At 74.6% G+C, this 23,012-nt stretch carries 17 protein-coding genes; 9 read left to right on the top strand and 8 right to left on the bottom strand.

Annotated elements, in window-relative coordinates; translation table 11 throughout:
• Positions 1-47 precede the first annotated feature (47 nt).
• The 7 genes from ABZW10_RS21130 to ABZW10_RS21100 all read left to right on the top strand — a co-directional run bounded on the left by ABZW10_RS21130 (position 48) and on the right by ABZW10_RS21100 (position 8,773).
• Positions 48-1,184: an aminotransferase class V-fold PLP-dependent enzyme gene (locus ABZW10_RS21130; RefSeq protein ID WP_355367961.1), complete on the top strand. Its 1,137-nt coding sequence runs from the start codon at positions 48-50 to the stop codon at positions 1,182-1,184.
• A 59-nt stretch (positions 1,185-1,243) separates the two neighbouring features.
• Positions 1,244-2,587, top strand: a complete 1,344-nt coding sequence (locus ABZW10_RS21125; protein ID WP_355367958.1) for an extracellular solute-binding protein — start codon at positions 1,244-1,246, stop codon at positions 2,585-2,587.
• On the top strand, positions 2,584-3,507 hold the full coding sequence (locus ABZW10_RS21120; RefSeq protein WP_355367955.1) for a sugar ABC transporter permease: 924 nt from the start codon (positions 2,584-2,586) through the stop codon (positions 3,505-3,507). Before ABZW10_RS21125 ends, ABZW10_RS21120 begins: the two co-directional genes overlap by 4 nt.
• Complete coding sequence (locus ABZW10_RS21115) at positions 3,504-4,394, top strand: carbohydrate ABC transporter permease (protein ID WP_355367952.1); 891 nt, start codon at positions 3,504-3,506, stop codon at positions 4,392-4,394. The genes ABZW10_RS21120 and ABZW10_RS21115 overlap by 4 nt, the downstream gene beginning before the upstream one ends.
• 8 nt (positions 4,395-4,402) lie before the next feature.
• Positions 4,403-6,235, top strand: coding sequence for a glycoside hydrolase family 36 protein (locus ABZW10_RS21110; RefSeq protein ID WP_355367949.1), 1,833 nt, complete (start codon positions 4,403-4,405; stop codon positions 6,233-6,235).
• 30 nt (positions 6,236-6,265) lie between these two features.
• Entirely contained in the window at positions 6,266-7,294 is a 1,029-nt protein-coding gene (locus ABZW10_RS21105) for a LacI family DNA-binding transcriptional regulator (RefSeq protein ID WP_355367946.1), read from the top strand.
• Positions 7,295-7,675: 381 nt separating this feature from the next.
• The gene (locus ABZW10_RS21100; RefSeq protein ID WP_355367943.1) at positions 7,676-8,773 is read left to right on the top strand and encodes a styrene monooxygenase/indole monooxygenase family protein; all 1,098 of its coding nucleotides are present in this window, start codon (positions 7,676-7,678) and stop codon (positions 8,771-8,773) included.
• A 19-nt stretch (positions 8,774-8,792) separates the two neighbouring features.
• On the opposite strand, the gene ABZW10_RS21095 is transcribed toward ABZW10_RS21100, so the two are convergent.
• Positions 8,793-11,717: a hypothetical protein gene (locus ABZW10_RS21095; RefSeq protein WP_355367940.1), complete on the bottom strand. Its 2,925-nt coding sequence runs from the start codon at positions 11,715-11,717 to the stop codon at positions 8,793-8,795.
• A gap of 213 nt (positions 11,718-11,930) precedes the next feature.
• Here ABZW10_RS21095 and ABZW10_RS21090 point away from each other — a divergent pair, with 213 nt between their 5' ends.
• Complete coding sequence (locus ABZW10_RS21090; RefSeq protein WP_355367938.1) at positions 11,931-13,382, top strand: WGR domain-containing protein; 1,452 nt, start codon at positions 11,931-11,933, stop codon at positions 13,380-13,382.
• 209 nt (positions 13,383-13,591) lie between these two features.
• Positions 13,592-13,987, top strand: a complete 396-nt coding sequence (paaI, locus tag ABZW10_RS21085; protein WP_355368132.1) for a hydroxyphenylacetyl-CoA thioesterase PaaI — start codon at positions 13,592-13,594, stop codon at positions 13,985-13,987.
• 64 nt (positions 13,988-14,051) lie between these two features.
• Here paaI and ABZW10_RS21080 read toward each other — a convergent pair whose 3' ends face one another.
• Genes ABZW10_RS21080 through ABZW10_RS21050 form a run of 7 tightly spaced genes read right to left on the bottom strand, consistent with a single transcriptional unit; the run spans position 14,052 to position 22,976 of the window.
• Positions 14,052-15,305 (bottom strand): phenylacetate--CoA ligase family protein, encoded by a 1,254-nt coding sequence (locus tag ABZW10_RS21080; RefSeq protein WP_355367935.1) that lies wholly within the window; start codon positions 15,303-15,305, stop codon positions 14,052-14,054.
• Between the two features lie 21 nt (positions 15,306-15,326).
• Positions 15,327-16,190: an SDR family NAD(P)-dependent oxidoreductase gene (locus tag ABZW10_RS21075; RefSeq protein ID WP_355367932.1), complete on the bottom strand. Its 864-nt coding sequence runs from the start codon at positions 16,188-16,190 to the stop codon at positions 15,327-15,329.
• The gene (locus tag ABZW10_RS21070) at positions 16,187-17,482 is read right to left on the bottom strand and encodes an MFS transporter (RefSeq protein WP_355367930.1); all 1,296 of its coding nucleotides are present in this window, start codon (positions 17,480-17,482) and stop codon (positions 16,187-16,189) included. The genes ABZW10_RS21075 and ABZW10_RS21070 overlap by 4 nt, the downstream gene beginning before the upstream one ends.
• Positions 17,479-18,741 carry an AMP-binding protein gene (locus tag ABZW10_RS21065; protein ID WP_355367927.1) on the bottom strand — a complete coding sequence of 421 codons (1,263 nt, stop codon included), beginning with the start codon at positions 18,739-18,741 and terminating at the stop codon, positions 17,479-17,481. The genes ABZW10_RS21070 and ABZW10_RS21065 overlap by 4 nt, the downstream gene beginning before the upstream one ends.
• Positions 18,738-19,799, bottom strand: coding sequence for a hypothetical protein (locus ABZW10_RS21060; RefSeq protein ID WP_355367924.1), 1,062 nt, complete (start codon positions 19,797-19,799; stop codon positions 18,738-18,740). Before ABZW10_RS21060 ends, ABZW10_RS21065 begins: the two co-directional genes overlap by 4 nt.
• Positions 19,796-21,232, bottom strand: a complete 1,437-nt coding sequence (locus tag ABZW10_RS21055) for a lysine 2,3-aminomutase (RefSeq protein WP_355367921.1) — start codon at positions 21,230-21,232, stop codon at positions 19,796-19,798. The genes ABZW10_RS21060 and ABZW10_RS21055 overlap by 4 nt, the downstream gene beginning before the upstream one ends.
• A 7-nt stretch (positions 21,233-21,239) precedes the next feature.
• Positions 21,240-22,976: a class I adenylate-forming enzyme family protein gene (locus ABZW10_RS21050; protein WP_355367918.1), complete on the bottom strand. Its 1,737-nt coding sequence runs from the start codon at positions 22,974-22,976 to the stop codon at positions 21,240-21,242.
• Between the last annotated feature and the right edge of the window lie 36 nt (positions 22,977-23,012).

Genomic DNA, 23,012 nt, shown 5'->3' with positions numbered 1-23,012 from the left:
TGTGTGATTTGAACGTTCAAATCGCCCCAAAGGTGGGGGAGTGCGCTATGCGTGATTACCTGACGCAGTTCGCCGAACCGTTCGGTTACTTGGACTTTGCCCGGTTCGGACCGGTGTCGGAGCCGGTCCGCCGGGTGCTCGTCCGCGAGGCCGACCGGCTTCACCGGCACGGCTGGTCCGCGCTCGACGAGCTCGACGCGCAGACGGCCGAGGCCGCCCGGACGGCGGGCGGGCTGCTCGGCTGCGCGCCGCACGAGGTCGCCTTCGTGAGCTCCACCTCGCACGGGCTCTTCGCCGCGGCGCACGCCTTCGCGCAGTCGCCCGGTCGTGCGGACGGCACCGTCCTGATGGCGCGGACGGACTTCCCCGGCGCCCTCTATCCCTGGCTGCGCGCCGAGGAGAACCGGGGCTTGAAGGTCCGTCAGATCGACGGACCGCTCACCGTGGACACCGTCCGCGCCCATCTCGACGACCGGGTGCGCGCCGTCGCCGTCTGCGCCGTGGACGCCGCCACCGGCTTCCGGGCGCCGCTGGCCGGGCTGAAGGAGCTGATCGGCCCGGACCGGGTCCTGGTGGTCGACGCCGTCCAGGCCCTCGGCGCCGTCGAAATCGCCGCCGACGCCGCCGACGTGCTCGCCGCCGGCGGTCAGAAGTGGCTGCGGGCGGGCTGGGGCGCGGCCGTGCTGATGGTGCGCGACCGGGTGGCCGGACGGCTCGGGCCCGGCCTCGGTGGCTGGTCCGGCGTCCAGGACCCGATCGAGGCGCCCGCCCACCCGTGCCCGCCCCGGCCCGGCGCCGTCGCCCACACCCTCACCAACCCGGACGGGCCCGCCGTCGCCGCACTGGGCGCGGCGCTCGCCCTGGTGCGGGACACCGGCGCCGACCGGATCGAGGCCCGGATCGCCGAGGTGCTCGGCGGGCTGCTCGACGCCGCCCGCGCCGTCGGCGCCGAGACCGACGGCGGGCCGGGGAGGCCGGGGGAGCCCGGCAGCGGCATCGGCCGCCTGCGGCTGCCCGGCGTCGACCCCGCCGCCGTCCACGCCGCGCTGGCCGCCGCCGGCCTGGCCACCACCCTGCGCGCCGGCTGGATCCGGCTGTCGCCGCACGCCAGCACCGACCCCCTCGCCGCCGTGCCGCTCGCCGAGGTGCTCGACCGCGCCCGGCAGGAGGTCCGCGCCGCCTGAGCGGACCACCTCCCAGACCCTGTTCCACCCGCCCTTCACCCCCCTCGGAAAGGCCTGCCATGTCACACCTCACCCGTCGCGAACTGCTGCGCGCCTCCGGCGCCGGCCTGCTGGCCCTGTCCGCCGGTGGAGCCCTCTCCGCCTGTGGCGGCTCGAACGGCACCGGCTCCTCGGGCGGGGACGCCGCCACCGGTACGATCACCGTCTGGTCCTGGACCAGCGCGGCCGACGCCCTGCGCGGCGTGGTCCCCCTCTTCGAGAAGGACAACCCCGGCATCAAGGTCGACGTCCAGGACGTCGGCAACCCGGCCATCTGGGACAAGATCACCGTCGGCCTGGCCGCCGGCGGCCAGGGACTCGCCGACGTCCTGCACATCGGCTGCGACTACCTGCCCGGCTACCTGGAGAAGTTCCCCAACGGCCTCGCCGACCTCTCCGCCCTCGGCGCCGACGCCCACAAGGACAAGTTCGCCCCCGGCCTGTGGCCGGTCGTCACCGACAAGTCCGGACGGGCCCGCGCCCTGCCCTGGGAGGTCAACGCCCAGGGCTTCTTCTACCGCAAGGACATGTTCGACAAGGCCGGGCTCGACCCGACCACCTTCGCGACCTGGGACGACGTGGTCGCCGCCGCCGGCGCGTTCAAGGCGGCCAACCCCGGCGTAGGCCTGGTCGGCATCAACAAGACCGGCACCCCCGGCCCCGACACGGACTTCCTGCAGTCCCTCATGCAGCAGCAGGGCGCCTTCTTCTTCGACCTCCAGGGCGACATCACCCTCACCTCGCCCGAGTGCGTGCGCGCCCTCACCCTGGTCAAGCGCCTCGACGAGGCCGGCCTGCTCATCGAGACGCCCGGCGCCACCGCCTGGCGCGCCCAGATCAAGGACAGCAAGCTCGGCGCCGGCCCGCAGCCCTCCTGGGCGGCGCACTTCATCGAGACCAAGTTCCCCGAGCTCAGCGGCAACTGGCGGCTCACCCGGCCGCCGGCCGTCACCCCCGGCGGCAAGCGCACCGCCCTGGTCAACTCCACCCACCTCGCCGTCGCCTCCTCCAGCCCGCGCCGCGCCGCCGCCTGGAAGTTCGTCGAGTACGCGCTCACCCGGCCCGACGCCGTCAACGCGATGTTCAAGGCCGGCAGCGTCTTCCCCGCGCTCACCGCCGCCTACCAGGACCCGGTCTACAACGAGCCGAGCGCCTACTACGGCGGCCAGCCGGTCCTGAAGACCTTCACCGAGCTGCTCTCCGAGGGCGGCGACGCCACCAACTACTCCGGCGACTTCGCCCGCGCGCTCAAGCTCGTCAGCGACGCCCAGGCCAAGGTGCTGACCAAGGGCGCCGACCCGGCCGACGCGCTCCAGGAGGCCGCCAAGCAGCTCGCCCAGCAGACCGGGCGCAAGATCAAGTGACCGCCGCCGCCCCCTCGGTGGCCGCCCGACCGGCCGCGCCGAGCAAGCAGGTCCGGCGCGCCCGGCTGCGCCGCCGGGCCGTGCCCTACCTGCTGCTCGCGCCGGCGCTGGTGCTGTTCGGGACCTTCAAGGCCTACCCCATCGTCTCCTCGCTGCTGCTGTCGCTGACCACCGGCTCCGGCAGCGCCACCCAAGGCGCCGGACTCGCCAACTACCGCCGTCTGCTGGACGATCCGCTGTTCTGGACGGCGCTCGGCAACACCGCCCGGATCCTCGTCGTGCAGGTCCCGGTGATGCTCGGGCTCGCCCTGCTGATGGCGGTCGGCCTCAACGCCGCCCTGGTCCGCTGGCGCGTGGTGTGGCGGCTCGGCATCTTCATGCCCACCGTCACCGGCCTGGTCGCCACCGGCATCCTGTTCTCCTTCCTGCTCAACAAGGAGAACGGCGCCGTCAACAAGGCGCTCGAAGCGATCGGCCTGTCCGGCGTCGACTGGTTCGGCAACGGCTTCTGGGCGCAGATGGCCGTCGTCCTCGTGCTGACCTGGCACTACACCGGCTACAACGCCGTCATCTACCTGGCCGGGCTGCAGGGCATCCCGCGCGAGCTGTACGAGGCCGCGATGGTCGACGGTGCCGGCCCGGTGCGCCGCTTCTTCTCCGTCACGCTGCCCGCGCTGCGGCCGGTGGTGCTGTTCACCGTCGTGCTCTCCAGCATCGGCACCCTGCAACTGTTCGACGAGCCGTACGTCCTCACCCGCGGCGGCCCCGACAACGCGACCCTCACCGTGTCGATGTACCTCTACGACAACGGCTTCCGCTACTTCGACTTCGGCTACGCCTCCGCCATCGCCTACGCGCTCACCCTGATCGTCTCGGTGCTCGGCGCGGTGCAGATGCGCCTGATGGGAGAACGCGAATGACGCCCGTCACGCCTGTCACCCCCGCGGTCCCCGCCGTGCCGGCGGCGTCCGCCGCCCGCCCGGGACGACGCCGGCTGCGCGGCTGGCCGGTGACCCTGGTGCTGGCCGCCGTCACCGGCCTGTCCATCGCCCCGTTCTACTGGCTGGTGGTCTCCGCCACCCTCACCGACAACGAGATCTTCTCCTGGCCGCCGCACCTGCTGCCCGGCTCCCACCTCGGCGAGAACCTCCGCCACCTCCAGGACCGGGTCGGCCTCGGTCGGGTCGTGCTCAACTCCCTGCTGGTGTCCGGGATCCAGACCGTCGGCGCGCTCGTCGTGGCGCTGCTCGCCGGCTACGCCTTCGCCAAGTTCCGGTTCCGCGGCCGCACGGTGCTCTTCGCCGTCCTGCTGTCGACCCTGGTCGTGCCGGACCAGGTGATGCTCGTCCCGCTGTTCAAGATGATGATGTCCTTCGGCCTGCTCGACAGCTACCAGGCCCTGATCCTGCCCGGCCTGTGCGTACCGTTCGCCATCTTCCTGATGCGCCAGGCGCTCTCCAGCATGCCCGACGAACTCCTCGACGCCGCCCGGGTCGACGGCGCCGGCGAACTGCGGGTGCTGTTCGGGGTCGTGGTACCGGTCATGCGGCCGGTGCTCGCGGCGCTCGGGATCTTCCTGTTCCTCGGCTCGTGGAACAACTTCGTCTGGCCGCTGATCGCCCTGCGCAGCCCCGAGATGCACACCATGCCGGTCGCGCTCGCCACCCTCCAGGGCATGAAGACCAATACCGACTACGGCCCGATCCTCGCCGGAACCGCGCTGTCCACCCTGCCGATGATGGTCCTCTTCCTGGTCCTCCAGCGGCAGTTCATCTCCGGCCTGCTGGCCGGCGCCACGAAAGGCTGAACCGAACCATGACGGAAAACGCCGAGGGCACCGAGGCCGTCGAAGCCGCGGAGGCCACGGAAGCCACCGAGACCACCGAGACCACCGAGGCCGCGGAGATCTGGGAGCCGCACGCCACCGCCACCACCGGTCGCCCGCGTCCGCTCGCCGTGCCCGGCCTCCCCGCCGGCCGGCTGGAACTGCTGGTCACCGGCACCGCGAGCGTGCGCACCATCACCGAGGAGGTCATCGAGGTCACCGCCGAGGTCACCGCCGAGGAGCGGGAGAGCGGCGGCGAGGTCCGGATCGAGTGGCGCACCCCCTGCACCGGTGCCACCTCCTTCTGGACCCCCGAGCCGCGCGGCACCGGCTGGCTGCCCGCCGCCTGGAGCGCCCCGCGCCGCACCACCCTCTCCCGCGGCGCCCCCGTCGCCGCCCTGGTCGGCGTCGGCGACACCACCCTCTGCGCCTTCGCCGCCGACCGCGAGGACGCCCGGGCGAGCGCCGGGGTCGTCGAGGAGACCGGGGAGTTCCGCTTCTGGGTCCAGGCCGCCGACAGCCTCACCGTCCGCATCGACACCTCCGGCCGGCACTTCGCCCACAGCCTCGCCGACCTCGCCGACTGGTGGGCCGCCGGTGCCGACCGCCCGGCGCACGTCCCCGACGCCGCGCGCCGCCCCGCCTACTCCACCTGGTACGCGCTGCACCAGAACATCACCCCCGAGGCCGTCGAGCGCCAGGCCGCCCTCGGAAAGGACCTCGGCCTCGACACGATCATCGTCGACGACGGCTGGATGACCACCGACCGCACCCGCGGCTACGCCCACTGCGGCGACTGGGAACCCCACTCGCTGCCCGACACCGCCGCACACGTCGCCCGCGTCCACGACCTCGGCGTGCGCTACCTCCTCTGGTACGCGCTCCCCTTCATCGGCAAGGACAGCGCCGCCTGGGACACCCTCTCCCAGTACGCACTCGCCGACGTCGGCCACCTCGGCGCCGTCGTCGTCGACCCCCGCTACCCGCAGGTCCGCGCCCACCTCGCCGACCGCCTCGCCCGCGCCGCCGAGGAGTGGGGCATGGACGGGCTGAAGGTCGACTTCGTCGACTGGTTCGGCGTCCAGGACCCGCCGGCCCCCGGCCCCGAGGCCGACTGCGCCACCGTCGACGAGGGCCTGCGCCTGCTGCTCGGCGAGATCCGCCGCCGGGTCGACGCCGCCCGCCCCGAGGCGATGATCGAACACCGCCAGCCCTACGTCAGCCCTGGCCTGTGGCCCTACGCCACCATGGTCCGGGCCACCGACTGCCCGCTCAGCCCGCACGAGAACCGCCAGCGCATCGTCGACACCCGGCTGGTCGCCGGGCCGCTCGCGGTCCACTCCGACATGCTGATGTGGCACCCCACCGAGACGGCCGAGCAGGTCGCCTGCCACCTGATCAACGTCCTGTTCGGCGTCCCGCAGATCTCCGTCGACCTCGCCGCGCAGAACGCCGGGCAGCGGGAGGCGCTCGCCTTCTGGCTGGGCGTCGCCCGCGCCCACGTCGACACCCTGCAGCTCGGCGCGCTGCGCCCGGCCCGGCCCGACCTCGGCTACCCGCTGGTGACGGCCGTCGGCGACGGCGAGGTGATCGTCGGCCGCTACACGGCGCTGCCGGTCGCGGCCGGCGGCACGTGGCGTAACCTGCTGGTCGCCAATGCCGACGCCGACCCGGACGTCCGCCTGGTCGGCGGCCGCGGCACCGCGGAGGCCACCGTCCAGGACGCCCGCGGCCGGACCGTCGACACCTCGACCGTCGACCTCGACGGCGGGGCCACCGTCCACGTCCCCCGGGGCGGCCTGCTGACCCTCCGCCGGGTCTGAGGCCCCGCCCCTCCCCTCCGAGGAGAGCCGATGACCACCCCGGCACCGCGCCCGGCCCGCCGCGCCACCACCGTGGCGGACGTCGCGCGCGCGGCCGGGGTGTCCCGGCAGACCGTCTCCAACACGCTCAACGCCCCGCAGCGCGTCCACCCCGACACCCTGGCCCGGGTCGCCGCCGCCATCGACCGGCTCGGCTACCGGCCCGACCAGTCCGCCCGCTCGCTGCGCACCGGCGAGCGCCGCACCATCGGCTACCTCGCCCCGGTCGACGACCCGCACGACCCCAACCCGCTGATGGCCGGCTTCCTCGAAGCCCTGGTCGACGCCGCCGGCGCCGAGGGCCACCACGTGCTGCTCCTGCGCCCGGCGGCGGGGGAGCAGCACGCGAGGGCGGTGATCGACGCCGTGACGGCGGCCCGCCAGGTCGACGGCCTCGTCCTCGCCGACGTCCTGCCGGACGACCCGCGCGCCGTGCACGCCGCCCGCCTCGGCATCCCCTTCGCCGCCTTCGGCCGCACCGGGCCGGGCCTGCCGCAGCACTGGGTCGACATCGACAACGCCGCCGCCACCGCCGAGGCCGCCCGCCACCTCGCCGAACGCGGCCACCGCCGGGTCGGCTACGTCGGCGGGACCGGCCCGCTGCCCTGGCTGGCCGCCCGCCGCGAGGGCTTCCACCGCGAGGCGGTCCGCCTCGGCCTGACCCTCGTCCCGCCGCCCGCCGACGGCGAGCTGCGTTCCCTGCTGCGCGACCCCGACCGCCCCACCGCCCTCGCCGCCGACAACGACCTCGCCGCCCTCGACATCTACGAGGCCGCCCGCACCGAGGGCCTGCACATCGGCCGCGACCTCGCCGTCACCGGTTTCCACGACACCCCCCTCGCCCGCCACCTCCGCCCACCCCTCACCTCCCTGCGCCTCCCCCTGCGCCCCATCGCCACCGCCCTCGTCACCCGCCTCCTCGCCCAGGTCCGCGGCGAGCCCACCCCCACCACCGGCCTCGAACTCCCCGCCGAGCTCATCACCCGCCCCAGCTCATCGGAGAAGTGGCCACCCCCCTGAGCCGGGGAAGGTCCTCCTTGCGACGGGAGCTCCCGCGTCCGTGCGGTTGTCCTTGATACCGAGCCACTGACCCGCGATGGTGACCGTGCGGTCGTCGTTGAAGGTGGCCGACGCGATTCCGTAGTCGGGGAGCTCAGCGGCCCCACCGGTTTCCGGTGGGGCCGCTGGTGTTCTGGTCCGGTGGTCGGGGAGAAGAGGTAGAACTGATCGGACGTCATGTAGACCTGTGGGAAGGGACGGTGTGTCGTGGTGCGGCGGATCGCGGTGGTGGGGGCGGGGCAGGCGGGGTTGCAGGTGGGGTTGGGGTTGTTGGGGGTGGGTGGGTACGAGGTGACGGTGGTGGCGGCGCGGACGCCGGCGCAGGTGCGGGGTGGGCGGGTGATGTCGACGCAGGCGATGTTCGGGCCGGCGTTGCGGGTGGAGCGGGCGGCGGGGCTGGATCTGTGGGAGGGGCAGGCGCCCGGGGTGCGGTCGGTGGATGCCGTGCTGGTGCCCGAACCCGGGCTGCGGGCCATGGAGTTCACCATGACGCTGGACGAGCCGGCGCAGTCGGTGGACCAGCGGGTGAAGATGGCGCGCTGGCTGGAGCTGGTGGAGGAGCGCGGCGGGCGGGTGGAGTACCGGGAGCTGGACCTCGCCGGGCTGCGGGAGGTGGCGGCGGCGCACGATCTGACGGTGGTCGCGGCGGGGCGCGGCGAGCTGGCCGGGATCTTCGAACGGGACGACGCCCGTTCGCCGTTCGACGCGCCGCAGCGACGGCTGGCGGCGGTGTACGCGCACGGGGTGGGGGCGCCGGATCCGGCGGCCGGGCCGCGGGCGCGGATGCACGCGGTGCCCGGGGTGGGGGAGTTGTACCTTCAGCCGGCGCTGACGCTGTCGGGGCCGTGCGACATCCTGCTGTGGGAGGCGCTGCCGGGCAGCCCGTTCGACTGTTTCGGCGACCGGCCGGACGGTGTCGAACAGCTAGGCAGGATGCGGGAGCTGATGGGGGAGTACCTGCCCTGGGAGGCGGAGCTGTGGACCGCCGCCGAGCCCACCGACCCCGGCGGCTCGCTGTACGGCGCGCTCACCCCGGTGGTGCGGCGGCCGGTGGCGGACCTCGGTGACGGGGTGGCCGTGTGGGGGATCGGGGACGCGGTGGTGGTGAACGATCCCATCACCGGGCAGGGCGCCAACAGCGCGGCGCGGGCGGCGGACGCGTACCTGCGGGCGATCGTCGAGCGCGGGGACGGGCCGTTCACCGCGGCGTGGATGAGCGAGGTCTTCGAGGAGTTCTGGGAGCGGCACGCCCGGCACGGGGTGGCGCTGACGGCGGCGCTGCTGACGATGCCGGACCACCTCCAGGCGGTGTTCGCCGCCGCCGCCGAGCACGAGGCGGTGGCCAGGCGGCTGGCGAACACCTACGCCGAGCCCGCCGATTACGCCGCCTGGCTGGCCACTCCGGAGCTGGTCGGCGGGTACCTGGCCGAGATCGGCTGAGGCCGGGCGGGCGCCGCCGTCAGGGCGCGTCGCCGACCCGGAGGTCGGTGGTCACCTGGCGGCGGCCGGTCAGCAGGGCCTCGGTGAGGACGCCGGCCGCGACCAGGGCGGTGAGGGCGAGGGCCGGGGGCAGCACGGCGGCGGGGCGGAGCGGCACGCCCGGCGGGACGGGGGTGCCGAGCAGCGCGGACAGGTCGAGGGCGGGGCCGAGCAGGGCGGTGGCGGCCAGGGAGGCGAGGACGCCGCCGGCCGCCGCGAGCAGGGTCTGCGGCAGGGCCTCGACCAGGATGAGGGCCAGGCCCTGGCGCGGGCGCAGGCCCATGGTGCGCAGCCGGGCGAGGGCGGCGGCGCGGTCGGGGGCGGCGCGCAGCAGGGTGAGCAGGGCGGCCAGCAGGGCGAAGGCGCCCGCGCCGGCGGTGGTGGCCAGGAAGGCCCGGGCGGCGGCCCGTTGCAGCGGGTCGTCGGCGAGCGCGGCGGTGAGGCCGGCGGCGGTCTTCAGCAGGTAGCCGTCCGGGACGGACTCGGGGTGCGGGCCGACGTAGGGGACGCCGCTCAGCCTGGCGGTGTCGGCGAGCAGGGGGTGGACCGGCTGGTCGTGCAGCAGCCGTCGGACGGCCGCCTCGTCGGGGTCGCCGACGGCGAACCAGTGGCCGTGGTCCGCCAGTTCGGGCACCCGGGCGGTGGCGGGGCCGGCGGGCAGGACGATGAAGGGGTGAGTGGAGTCGCGCAGCGCGGGGGTGGCGTCGACGGTGCCCGCGTACTGGGCGCGCAGTTCGCCGGTGCTGGTCAGGTAGATCCGTTCGGCCCCGGCGTGGCCGCCGAGCTGCTCGACCAGGCCGCGGGAGTAGAGGGCGGGGACGGGGACGTCGCGCCCGGCCGGCCAGACGGGGCCGTCGGGGGCGGCGAGCCGGGCCGGGTCGAAGGCGCCGCGGCCGAGGGAGCGGGAGATCTCGGCGTAGGCCGGCGGGTCGACCACGATCAGGCTGATGGTGAGGTGGCGCTGTCCGGGGCGCAGCACGGCCGCGTCGGTGAGCAGGGTGACGGCGGTGGCGGCGCGGACGCCGGGCAGTCGGCCGGCCGCCTCGGTGAAGGAGGCCGCCAGGCCGAAGCCCTTGGGCGCGCTCACCATGACGTCACCACCGGTGGCGAGGCGGGACTCGCGGGTGCGGCCGGCGTCGACGGCGTTGAGCAGGTTCGCGCCGAACCCGGCGGTGGTGACGGCGAGCAGCAGCGCGAGCACCGGCAGGACGGTCGGGCGGGGGTTCCCGCCCGAGCCGCCCGAGCCGCCCGAGCCGCCCGAGCCGCCCGAGCGACCCGATCCGCGTGCCGCTCCGGCGAGCCCGAGGAAACCGACGGCGCCGCGCCGCCGGCCGACCGCCCGGGCGAGTGCGCCGAGCAGGGGCGGCTGCAGCCGGGCGAGCAGCAGGCCGGTGCAGAGCGCGACCAGCAGCGGGGCGGCGACGAGCAGTGGGTCGATCCCGGCGCCGGGCGGGGCGGCGCCGCGCCGGCGGACCTCGGCCACGGCGGCGGCGGTGACGGCGAGTACGGCGAACTCGCCGACCACCCGGCGTGGGCCGCCGCGTCGCGCGCCCGGCAGGGCCCGCGCGCGCTGCCGGGCCCGGGCGCGCGGGTGGAGCAGCACGAGCGCGCGGGCCGGGAAGGCGAGCAGCGCGAAGGCGGCGGCCGCCGTGCCGGCGAGCACGGCGGAGCCCCAGCGCGGGGCGGGCAGCAGCAGGAGGGCGAGCAGTGTTCCGGCCGCCGCCCCGGGCAGTACGAGGGCCGCGCCCTCGCCGAGCAGCCGCCGCAGCACGCCCCGGCGGGAGCCGCCGCGGGCCTGGAGCAGCAGGAGTTCGGGGCCGCGCCGGTCGGCGGCCAGCGCGGCGGCCAGGCACAGCACCACCACCACGACGCCGGACAGCCCGGCCGGGCCGATCGCCGCGAGGGGCGCGGCGGCGTCCCGGCGGGCGGTGGCCAGGTCGAACAGCTCGGGCAGGGAGGAGAAGGTGTGCAGGTCGGAGCGGCCGGTCCCGGCGGCGAGCCGGACGGCGGTGGGGCCGGTCAGATAGCTCGCGAGCTCCCGCGCGGCCGGTGCCAGCCGGTCGGCGCGCAGCACGTCGGTGTCGACCGGCAGCCGCCAGGAGAGCTGTCCGCCGTCCGCCCACCGCTGGAGGCCGGACAGGTCGTCGCCGCTGGTCAGACCGGTGGCCTCCCACAGCCGCAGCCGCTCGTAGGTGTCGGGGATCCTGAGGCAGGGCCTGGTCAGACAGGCGAGGTCCGTCCAGTACGGGTCGGCCTCGTCGTGGACGTCGAAGGTGCCGACCACCTCCGTGCCGGGGGACGGCGGGGCGAGGGGGAGGGGTTCGGCCGTCAGCACGTCGCCGACCCGGACGTTGAGCTTCTCGGCGGTCGTCCGCGACACCACGATCTGGAGCGGCCGGTCGGTGGGGACGGGCGCGGGCCACCGGCCCTCGGCGAGGGCGGTGTGCTCGGCGAGGCCGGCGAGGTGGCGCAGGGACAGCTTGGGGGACGGGCCGTCGGGCCGGGACAGCTGCGGGTCGGTGAGGGTCCGGGCCTGCCTGCCCTGCACGCCGTAGACCGGTCCGCTCGCCGAGACGCGGAACTCCCCGCCGGTGTGGGCGGTCAGCCGCTCGGCGACGGCGTCCAGTTCGGCGGAGTCGTCGCCCTGGCGGAGCCCGGCGGTGGTGACCAGGCTGGTCGCGCCGATGCCGCGGTCGCGCAGGAAGTCGCGCAGCGCGGCGTCCTCGCCGCGGTCGACGCCCCGGGGCAGGCCGGTGGCGAGCAGCACGACCGCGAACACCAGCACGGCGTTGAGCAGTGCCGTCCAGGGCGCGGCCCGCAGCCGGGTGCGCACCCACCGCGCGGGCCGCCGGCCGGGGCGCGCGGGGTGCGTCGGGAGCCCGGAGGGCGGCGCCGGGTCCCGCATCCGTCGGCTCCCTCCGCTTCCGGTGCCTGGTGACCGGATAGCGGACGATGCTGCCAGAGCGGCGGACCCGGCGGAAGGCCCCTTCGGGCAGACTCCGCGCCCGCGGGGCCCGGCGACGCCGTTGTCGGTACCGGCGGCTAGGTTCTGAGGTGTCGCCGGATACCGAGACACCCAGCGGCCCACGCCACGCCGTGCCCGGAAGGGGCCCACGCCATGTCAGCCACCGCCACCGACGCGCAGTCGACCTACCTGGAGCTCTCCGAGGACAGCGGCAGCGCGCACAAGTTCTACGAGGTCCTGGTCAGCGGGGCGGCCGTCACCATCACCTACGGGCGGATCGGCGAGAGCGGCCAGACCAGGACCACCAGCTATCCCTCCCCGGAGAAGGCCGCCTCGGCCGCCGCCAAGAAGATCGGCGAGAAGGTCCGCAAGGGCTACGCCCCGGCGGTGCGCGGGGTACGGCAGCACCGGGCGGTGACCCGCCGGGCGATCGTCAGCACCCGCTCGACGGCCCGCCAGGCGCCGGTGCTGTGGCGGTTCCGCTCCGGCGCGGCGGCGTTCGGCATCTTCGTCGGCGAGGAGCACGCCTGGGTCGGCAACGAGCGCGGCGACGTCTACACCCTCACCCACGACGGCGAGGTGACCGGCCGCTACGGCCTGCCCGACGGCGTCAAGTGCATCGTCGCCGACGACTGGTGGATCTACGCCGGCTGCGACGACGGCAAGGTGTACGACCTGGGCGGCAAGGTGCCGCGGGTGGCGTACGAGATAGCCGAGGACGTCGACATCTACTGGCTGGACATCCACGACGGCGTGCTCGGCGTGGCCGACGCGCGCGGCGGTATCACCACCGTCGACCACGAGGACGAGTTCCAGTGGCGCCGCAAGGCCGAGGGCACCGACGGCTGGATGGTGCGCTGCGACGCCGACGGCGTCTACCACGGCCACTCGCGCGGCGTGGCCCGCTACGCCTCGCGCGGCGGCGCGCCGGTGTGGCACACCGGGACCGACGGCGCGGTCCTGTTCGGCTGGCAGGAGCGCGACGAGGTGTTCGCCGGCACCTCGCGCGGCTCGGTGCACCGGCTGCGCAAGGCGGACGGCTCCGAGGCGGCCCGCTACCGCTGCGACGCCGCGGTGTTCTCCTGCGCGGCCTCGCCCGACGGCCGCTACGTGTTCGCGGGCGACAACCACTCCTCGGTGTACTGCTTCGCGGCCGACGGCACCCGGCTGTGGAAGCTCGGCACCGGCTGCGGCTCGGCGTACAGCATGCAGTACCGCGACGGCCGGCTCTACCTGGTGACCACGGACGGTTCGCTGGTCTGCCTGGACGCGAGCGAGCAGGCGGTGCGCGCGGCCGAGGAGGGCCGGCTGCCGCAGGCCGCCGAGGTGGACGGCAGCGGCTGGACGGCGGCGGTGGCCGGCGCCGCGATCGAGTCGGTGACGGTCGGGTCGGCGGCGGCGACGGGCGGCATCGAGGTGGAGTGCGTGCAGGACGGCGCCCGGCTGCGGGTGCGGGTGGTGTCGCCGGGCTTCGACCCGCTGCGCCGGGTGCAGTTCCCGAAGGACATCCGGGTGCCGGGCGCGCGGTACCTGGTGGCGGAGGTGCTGGAGTCCGGCAGCGGCTCGTTCTACCGCGCCCGGGGCGACATCAAGCGGCTGCTCTGAGTTCCCCCGACCGACTTTCCGTCCACGTCCGAAGGCCGTTGACAGCCCGTCGCGGGCCTCGGTGTAATGCGGGTGCAATACGCACGCACGGCACACCGACACCGACCGTTTCGGGCTGTTCCCGGGGAAAGCAGGGCGTCATGAGCGTGGACACCGAGGCCGTCGCGGCTTCCGGGGCGTCGGCGGAGACCTCCGTGCCGCAGTCCCGGATGGCCGCCCTCTACCAGCGCGACCGGACCTGCCAGGGGCTCGGCATCGCGCTCGACCAGGTGTCCACCGGGCACGCGGTGATGCGGATGACGGTCGGCCCGGCGATGGTGAACGGCCACGGCATCGCGCACGGAGGCTTTCTCTTCCTGCTCGCCGACGCGGCCTTCTCCTACGCCTGCAACAGCTACGGCCCGGTGACGGTCGCCCAGGGCGCGCAGGTGACGTTCCTGGCGCCGGCGGCGGTGGGGGACGAACTGACCGCGGAGGCGGTGGAGCGCACCCGCTCCGGGCGCACCGGCGTCTACGACGTGACGGTGCGCAACGCGGCCGGAAAGGTGATCGCGGAGTTCCGCGGCCAGAGTGTGATGCTGGCCGGAGCGCCGCACACGGGCTGAGCACGGCCACGAGGGCCGGGTACGTCCGCCCGGGCGGGGGACACCCGCCCGGGCGGCGCCCGGGTCAGGCCGGCGGACGCTCGTCGATGACCTGCTGGAGCTTGCCGGTGCGCGGGTTGGTGACCAGCTCCGAGCGCGGCACCCACTCGATCGCCAGGTCGTGGATCACCCCGGCCGCCACGTCGTCCGGGTAGAGCGGGCGGGCCCGGTAGACCGCCTCGACGAGCCGCTCGGCCAGCCCGGCCGGCGGCTCCTCGGTGTACCCGAGCCGCAGGATCAGTCCGTCCTTGCCGTCCCAGCGCCGCTGCACCATCTGCAGGCCGGAGATGATCTGCTCCGGGTCGTGGGCGAGCAGGACGGCCCGGATCTCCTCGGTCGGCATCGCCACCGTGCCGACCCGGGCGCCCTCGGTGGACCGGCCGACCAGGCGGAACCGCCCGCGTTCCACGTCGACCCACTCGGCGCGGTCGCCGGTCGGGTAGCGCAGGATCGGCATCAGGGTGCGGAACAGGTTGGTGACCACGACCCGGCCGGGCGTCCCGGGCTCGGTGATCGGCTCGCCGGTGGTGTCGTCGACCAGCTCCACCACCGTCCGGTTCGGGAAGGCCTCGTGCACCCGGACGTCGTCCCCCGGCACCGGCGCGCCGACCAGGCCGGCGTCCACCGAGGCGTAGCCGATCGAGGAGACGGCCGCGTTGGGGAACGCCCGGGAGAGGATCGGGCGCAGGTCCGCGAAGAGCAGGTCCCCGCCGAACAGCAGCAGTTCGATCCGCTCGGCGACCCTGCCCTCCTTGACCAGGTGCTCGGCGACGGAGCTGAGCTTCATCGGCTCGCCGGCCAGCACGTCCACGCCGAAGTCGTGGATCAGGTCGGCGATGTACGCCTCGGGCGCGGCGCCGACGGGCAGCCGGACGTTCTCGACCGGCGCGTGGTGCAGGGCGTTCTCGATGTAGAGGAACCCGCCGTACAGCTCGCCGGCCCAGAACAGGTTGGCGACCCGGTGGCCCGGCTTGAGGCCGGCCTGGACCAGGCCCGCGCCGAAGGCGCTGACCGAGTCGGTGTGCTCGGTGCGCGACCAGGGGGAGAACTTGGGGACACCGGAGGTGCCGCCGGTCTTGTAGACGCCGGCGTCCGTCAGCGGGCCGGTGAGCAGGCGGTTGTCCGGCCAGGAGTTGGCCGCCCAGAAGGCGGTCTGCTCGATCAGCGGCAGCTGGGCGAGGTGCTCGATCCGCGGCGGCAGGTCGCGGTACAGCTCCGCGTAGAAGGGGGAGTTGCGGCGGGCGAAGTCGACCAGCTCGGGGAGTGGTTTGGCAGGCATGACAGGGCTCCTGATGATGTGTCAGTGAGAATCCGGAAGGCCGATCCAGTCGCGGGCGAGGGCCTGGACGGCCGAGCCGTCGGGGTCGGCGAGCTTGTGGGCCAGATGGTCGGCGGCCCAGGCGTTGGTGGGCACGCGGAAGGCGGGGCGCTCGGCGCGCAGCGTCCGCACCACCACCTCGGCCACCTCGGCGGCCGGCTGGCCGGCGGCCTCCCAGCCCTGGCCGGCGACCTGGGCCAGGTAGTCGGCGAAGGTCGGCGCGTACGGGCCGGAGGCCGCCGCGATGGTGCGGCGGTCGATGTCGGGGAAGATCCCGAACCCGGTGTCGGGCACGAAGCCGGGCACCACGACGGAGACCCGCACGCCGTGCGCGGCGGCCACCGGGGCCAGGCTCTCCATGAAGCCCTCGACCGCGAACTTGGCGGCGCAGTAGGCCTCGTTGAACGGCTGGCCGACCACGCCGTGCACGCTGCCGACGCTGACCAGCCGCCCGCCGGAGGCGCGCAGCAGCGGCAGCGCGGCGCGGCTGACGGCGATCACGCCGAAGAAGTTCACCTCCAGGTTGGCCCGCAGCGCGGCGTCGGTGGACATCTCCAGGGTGGGGTCGAAGTTGGAGACCCCGGCGTTGTTGACCACCGCGTCCAGCCGCCCGTACGCCGCGGCCACGCCGTCGACGCAGGCGGTGACGGAGGCGGCGTCGGTGACGTCGAGCGGGCGGACGTCCAGGGTGACCCCGGCCTGCTCGGCGGCCTTGCGCAGGGCGTCGGAGCGGGCCGGATCGCGCAGCGTCGCGACGGTGGTGAACCCGGCGCGGGCGGCGGCCACGGCGGTCGCCAGGCCGATGCCCGAGGAGCAGCCGGTGATCAGCAGGACGTCGCCGCTCATGACGCGCTCTCCGTCAGCTCCGCCGAGATGTCCGCCGCCTGCTGCTGCTCCTCGCGGGCGGCGGCGTCCATCCGGGGCTGGATGCCGAGCGCGGGCAGGAAGGAGCAGGCCGCCAGCAGCGTGCCGCCGGCCATCACCCAGCGGGCCGCGTCCCGGATGCCCAGCGGCTCGGTGAGCGCCGACACGGCCAGGCCGCCGACCAGCGCGGCGAGCGGGATCACGCCCCAGGTGACGGTGCGGAACGCCGCGTGCATCACGCCCTGGTGCTCGGCGGACATCCGCGACTGCCGGGTGGGCGCGCTGCACACGTTGATGCAGGACATGAAGAAGCCGTAGCAGCCCATGGTCACCGCGATCACCGGCCCGGCGGGCAGCGCGGGCGCGGCCAGCACGCCCAGCCCGACCAGGCAGTGCAGCAGCAGCGACCAGGCCAGCGTCCGCCCCAGACCGAGGCGCGCGCTGATCCGCGGGGCGACCACGGCGCCGATCAGCGCGCCCACCGCGCCGACCGACATCGCCGCGCCGAGCACGCCGACCGACACGCCGAGGCCGCGGTAGGCGAGCACGGGCAGCACCGTGACGAAGACCGGCCCGCCGGAGTTGAGCGTGACGGCCGCCAGCACCACCCGGCGCAGCACCGGGTCGGCCCAGTTCATCCGGAAGCCCGCGGTCAGCCGCTCCCACACGGTGCCCTCGACGACGGTCCGCTCGCCCCACGGCCCCATCGAGCGGAAGCAGGCGGCGGACACCAGGTAGCTGGCCGCGTCCACCAGCAGCGCGCCCACCCCGAGCGCGCTGTACAGGCCGGCGGCGATCGACGGCCCGGCCACCTCGGAGACCGAGTTGCTGCCCTCCAGCCGGGAGTAGGCGCGCACCATCCGGTCCTCGGGCACCACGGCGGGGACGGCGATCAGATAACCGACGTTGAAGAAGATGGTCGCGCCGCTGATCACCGCCACGCAGCCGAACAGCAGCGCGGTGGAGAGGAAGTCCAGCCAGTACGCGAGCGGGATCACCAGGACGGCGGCCAGCCGCAGCAGGTCGCAGACCAGCATGGTGAGGCGTTTGTCCCAGCGGTCGACCAGCACGCCCGCGACCGGGCCGAGCAGCGGGATGCCGAGGTACTGGGCCATCGCCACCACGCCGACCTGGAGCGCGGAGGCGTGCAGTACGAAGATCATCAGGGTGGGGACGACGAACACCGTGATCCGGTCGCCGACCACGCTGACCGTCTGGCCGGCCCAGAACAGGTTGAAGCCGCGCCCCAGGTCCTCCGGGCGCCGCGGCTTCACGAGGCCTCCCCGTCGGTGGCCGCCGCGGCCTCGGTGGACGCGCGCACCACCAGGGAGGCCGTCTTGCCGGTGCGGTCGTTGCTGACCAGCGCGTCCGTCACCCGGACCGTGACGTGCTCCGGGTCGTGCTGGAAGGCGGTGCTCAACGTGAAGGTGGCGGAGAGCAGTTCGGCGCGCAGCGCGGCGGCGTCCACCGCCGTGTCCGGGTCGGCCAGCAGCAGGACGTCCACCCCGGTGGCCCGGCCGCCGTCCTCGGTGATCACCACCTGGGCCCGGGAGACGCCGGGTTCGCGCTCGGCCCGGGCGACCAGCTCGTCCACGTGCAGGCCGAGGCCGCGCACCTGGACGACGTTGTCGCGCCGCCCCAGCACCCGCATCGCCCGGCCCGGGCGCCCGCACGGGCAGTCGGTCAGCTCGCCCGCGTCACCGGTGCGGTAGCGCAGCACCGGGTTGAGCATCTCCGGGTTGAGGGTGGTGAAGTCCAGCAGTCCGTCCGGGCCCGCGTGCACCAGCTGGTCGGGCAGCGGGTGGAAGGTGTCGGCGGGGCAGTCGGGCGTATTGGTGCCGACCACCCAGGTCTCGGTGGAGCCGAACATGCCCCAGCGGCGGGCCTGCGGTGCGACGGCCGCGAGGTCCTCCTCCAGCTGCGGCTGCCAGGCCTCGCCGAGCCAGAGCACCTTGTGCAGGGCGGGCAGCTTGAGGCCGGCGGCGCGGGCGTGCGCGAACCACAGGCGCAGCACGCTCGGGGTGCCGCCGATCGCGGTGACGCCCCGGTCGGCGAGGAAGCCCAGCCAGTCCGGGTACTCCTCGCGGGTGATCGAGCCGAGCGCGATCACCCGGCAGCCGGCCCGGTCGGCGAGCGCGGCGGCCAGGAAGTGCGCGCCCCACATCCGGCCCGCGCCCCAGGCGTTGGCGAACACGTCGTCGCGGTCCAGCGCCCGCCAGTGCTCCTGGACGCCGGCCATGTAGAAGCCGGTCGGCGCGTAGCCGACCTTGGGCGCGCCGGTGGAGCCGCCGCTCTGGAACAGCCAGGTGGCGGCCGTCGCGCTGCGCGGCTCCAGGTGGGCGAGCGCGGTGTTCAGCTCGTCCTTGAGCAGCGGCGGCAGGGCGGCCAGCTCGTCCAGGGTGCGCAGGCCGCCGGGGTGCGCGGCGTAGCGCGGGGCGAGCCCGGGCACCGTCCGCAGCAGCTCCAACGTCCTTGTGGCGACGGCCAGTCGGGCCTCGGCCGCCTCGGGTGGCAGGGAGAAGGCGTCGGTCATCGGGCGTCCGATCGGAGGGTGGGGGACAGGGGGCGGTTCGCGAGCCACTTGGCGTGGGCGTCCCGGTAGGCGGTGAAGCGGGCCCGGGTGATGTCCCGTTGCAGGGTGCGGCCCGGGTCGTCGAAGTCCGGGGCGATCACGCCGTCCGGCTCCAGCTCGGAGAACCAGTACCGCTCGCCGTCGTAGAGGAAGTCCACGCAGAAGAACGGGATCGCCAGCTTCTCGGCGAAGTAGGCGGTGGCCTCGGCGAGTTCGGGCGGTACCGGCGGGAACTCCATCGAGCCGCCGCGGCTGGCGTTGGCCACCGGCGAACCGGGCTCGGGCACCCGCCGCAGCGCCGCGTACGGCTTGCCGTCGATCACGTAGACGCGGTAGTCCACGGTGCCGTCGCCGAGGTAGGGCTGGGCGATCAGCGTGGTGTCGCCGCCCTGGGCGAGGCTGGCCAGGCCGCGGACGTCCTCCGGGCCGCGTGCCAGGTTGATGCCGCCGCCGCCGCACCAGCCGGCCGGCTTGACGATCGCCGGGTAGGTCAGCGAGCCGAGCGCCACCTCGTAGTGGTGCTTGGCGACGTCCCGGCCGGTGCCGATCCGGATCGACGGGATCGGCGGGACCGGGGAGCCGGCCAGGTGCAGCACGGTGGCCAGCTTGTCGTTGCCGATCAGCGAGATGTGCGGCGGGAACGGCAGGTAGAAGCCGGCCTGCTCCAGCACCGCGTACAGCGCGTACTGGTTGAAGACGTCCATCGACTGGTACGGCAGCGAGTAGAGCGCGGTGATGAACAGGGTGTCCTGCGGGGTCACCGGCTCCTCGTCGACGTACACCAGCGGGCGGGCCGGGTCGGTGGCGTCCACGGTGACCGCGTCCGGCGCGTGCCGGCACCAGGTGAGGCCCAGCTCCTCGGCCACCTCGGCGTAGAGGTCCCAGAAGTAGTGGTGCCAGGTCGCGGTGGTCCGGGTGGACTCGCGGTCGGGGAAGATCCAGCACATCCGGCGCAGCGGGCCTGGGTCGTGCGGGCCTGGGTCGTGCGGGGCGGGGTCCTGCGGGGCGGACGGGTTCACCGTGCGGCTCCTTCCTGGGGTGCGGGGTGCCCGGCCCGCTCCGCCCACCAGCGGCGGCCGGCCTCGGGGAGGGTGTCCACCGGGTCGTAGTAGGGGTGGAGGCGGTCCAGCGCGTCGTGCCCGGCCGGGGCGGCGCCCGCGTCGCGGGCCTCCAGGCCGGTGCGGTAGTTCTTCGTCCAGTACGAGATGCCGCGCTCGCGGTCGTAGGCCACCACCTGGTGCACCCAGCGCTTGCCGAGCCGCGGCACGTCGCAGACCAGGCGCGGGGTGGCGTAGCCGGGCAGGTAGCCCATGATCGCCTCCTGCAGGCGCTGCGCCTGGTGGAGGCTGGTGCGCCAGTGCTCGGCGTTGGGGATCATGTCGCAGAGGTAGAAGTAGTACGGCAGGATGTTCGCCTCGCCCTGGAGGGCGAAGCAGAGGTCCAGCAGGTCCTCGGGGGTGTCGTTGATCCGGCGCATCAGCACGCCCTGGTTGCGCACGTCCCGCACGCCCGCGTCGAGCAGCGCCCGGGCCGCCTCGGCTACCAGCGGGGTCACCGAGCGGACGTGGTTGGCGTGGGTGTGCACGGCGAGGTTGACGGCCCGGCCGGCGGCGAGCGTGGCCATCCGGTGCACGCCCTCCAGCACCCGCGGCTGCAGCCAGTGCTGCGGCAGGCCGACCACCGCCTTGCTGGCGAGCCGGATGTCGCGCACCGTCTCCAGCTCCAGCAGCCGGCGCAGGAAGGACTCCAGCTGCGGCCAGGGCACGTTGGCGAGGTCGCCGCCGGAGACCACCACGTCGCGCACGGCCGGGGTGCGCTTGAGGTAGTCGAGCATCTGCTCCTGGCGGTGCTCCGGCCGCAGCGTCAGACGGGTCTTGGCGACCTGGGGCGTGGAGGTGCCGACCAGGTCCATCCGGGTGCAGTGGCCGCAGTACTGCGGGCAGGTGGCGACCAGTTCGGCCAGCACCTTGGTGGGGTAGCGGTGGGTGAGCCCCTCGGTCACCCACATCTCGGCCTCGTGCAGCGAGTCGCGCTCGGCCTTGGGGTGGCTGGGCCAGTGCGGGAGCCGGTCGGCGAGCACCGGCAGCATGTAGCGGCGGACCGGGTCGGCCAGGAACGCGGCGGTGTACTCCTCCGGGGTGGTCGGGGCGTTCGCGGCCATGGTGTTGAGCATCTGCGGTGGTACCAGCAGCGGCATGGTCGCGAACTCGGCCTGGTCGGCGTCGAGTTGGGCGTAGCACTCGGGGGTGAGCAAGTCGCCGACGACGGCGCGCAGCTGGCGGGTGTTCTTGACGCAGTGGGCGCGCTGCCACTGGGCGTCGCGCCACTGCGCCCCGGTCACCTCGCGCCAGCCGGGCAGCCGGCGCCAGTCGGGTTCCACCAGGGGTGTGCGGACGTACTGGTAGGGCTGCGCGGGCGCGGGGTGCGCGGCGGCAGCGTGGCGGTCGTCCATCCGGGGGCTACTGGCCGGTGAAGAGGGTGGCGAAGCGGGTGCGCAGTTCGCGCTTGAGCACCTTGCCGGTCGGCCCGAGCGGGAACTCCGACGCGGTGCGGGCGATCCGGACGGCGGCGAGCGCGGCCAGGCCGGCCCCGGCGAGCGCCTTGTTGGCGGCCTCCAGCACCTCCGGGTCCGTCGCCGATTCCGCTTCCTGCTGCAACTGGACGACAGCGATGGGCCGTTGGCCCTCTCCGGCGGCGCCGGGCACACCGACCACCGAGCAGTCCCGCACCAGCTCGGCGCAGTCCGCCAGCAGCACCTCCTCGATCGGCAGGCTGTAGACCGGGCCGACCGCGGTGTCGATGACGTCCACCGTCCGGTCCAGGTGGTAGAACCGGCCCTCGGTGTCGCGCCGGGCGACGTCCCCGGTCAGCCAGTACCCGGCCAGCTCGAAGCTGCCGGTCAGCCGCCCGTCGTTCCAGTAGCCGGGTGTGCGCGAGGGCGAGTCGATCGCCAGCAGCCCGACCGTGCCGTCCGGCACCTCGGCGCCGTCCTGGTCCAGCACGGCGGCCCGGCGCACCACCTCCAGCGGCTTGCCGACGCAGCGGTCGTTGCGGTCCGACTCCGGTGTGGTCACCTGGCCGAACAGCGCCATGCCCATCTCGGAGGAGCCCAGGCCGTCGACGAACTGCGAACCGGGCAGGGCGGGCTGCTCCGCCTTCTCCTGCGGCAGCAGCCAGGGCCGGATCAGCCCGGCCGGGCGCTCGCCGAGCCGGACCAGGCGGCGGATGTGCCCGTAGTGCGCGCTGTCGCCGGTGTTGAACCAGGAGTGCACCTTGGCGGCGCCCTTCACCGGGAGATCTCCGGTGGCGAGTTCGACGAAGGTGCGGGGGAAGGAGGCGACCATGGTCGGCTGGAAGGCCTCCATCACCGGCTCGACCACCGCCCGGCGCCAGTCGGCCATCACCACGGTCGGCAGGCCGAGCAGGGTCGCGGTGAGGAAGTAGCTCAGGCCGCCCGCGTGGGTGTGCGGCATCAGCGACATCAGCCGGTCGGACGGCTCGGCGGGGAAGCGCACCATGCGCGGCTGCTTGCCGTCCCAGAACTGGCGGTGTCCGAGCATGGTGGACTTCGGGGTGCCGGTGGTGCCGGAGGAGTGGATCAGCGCGACCACGTCGTCCGGCGCGTGCCGGTACGGGTACTGCGCCGGCAGGGCACCGGAGGCCTCCACGTCGAAGGCCCGGACCTCGGCGGCGAGCGCGAGGAACCGGGGGCGGCGCTGCGGGTCCTCGCGGTAGGCGGCGGCCAGCCGGGTGGTGTCGTCGGCCACCACGCCGACCACGCCGACGTGGTTGAGGTAGCGGACCAGCACATCGTGCCGCATCGCGTCGTTGACCAGGGCCGGGACCGCGCCCAGCGCGCTGAGCGCGAGGAAGTGCAGCAGCGGCTCCAGGCCCTCGGCGATCACCACGGCCACCGGCTCGCCCGGGCGCACGCCGTTGGCGTGGTACCAGGCGGCGTACCGGTCGCGCTGCGCGGCCAGGTCGAGCAGGCTGTGGCCGCGCAGCACGACGGCGCCGCGGTGGTCGGTGTGGTGGCTGTAGGCGAACGGGACCGCGCGGTTCGGGTTCACCGCGATGGCGTGGTCGAGGAAGTTGCCCGCCCCGAGGCCGGGTTCGGCCATCAGCCGCTCGCGGGCGGCGAGCGGTGCGATCGGGGTGGGCGGGGTGCTGCTCAGGGCGGAACTCGGGTCGCTCATGGCGTCTCCTGAGAGGGGGGTGGCCCGCGGTTCTTG

Source organism: Kitasatospora sp. NPDC004723, from assembly GCF_040609255.1.
Classification (GTDB): Bacteria; Actinomycetota; Actinomycetes; order Streptomycetales; family Streptomycetaceae; genus Kitasatospora.
Note: the sequence above shows the minus strand (reverse complement) of the source record. Positions and strands in the feature narration are given on the sequence as shown.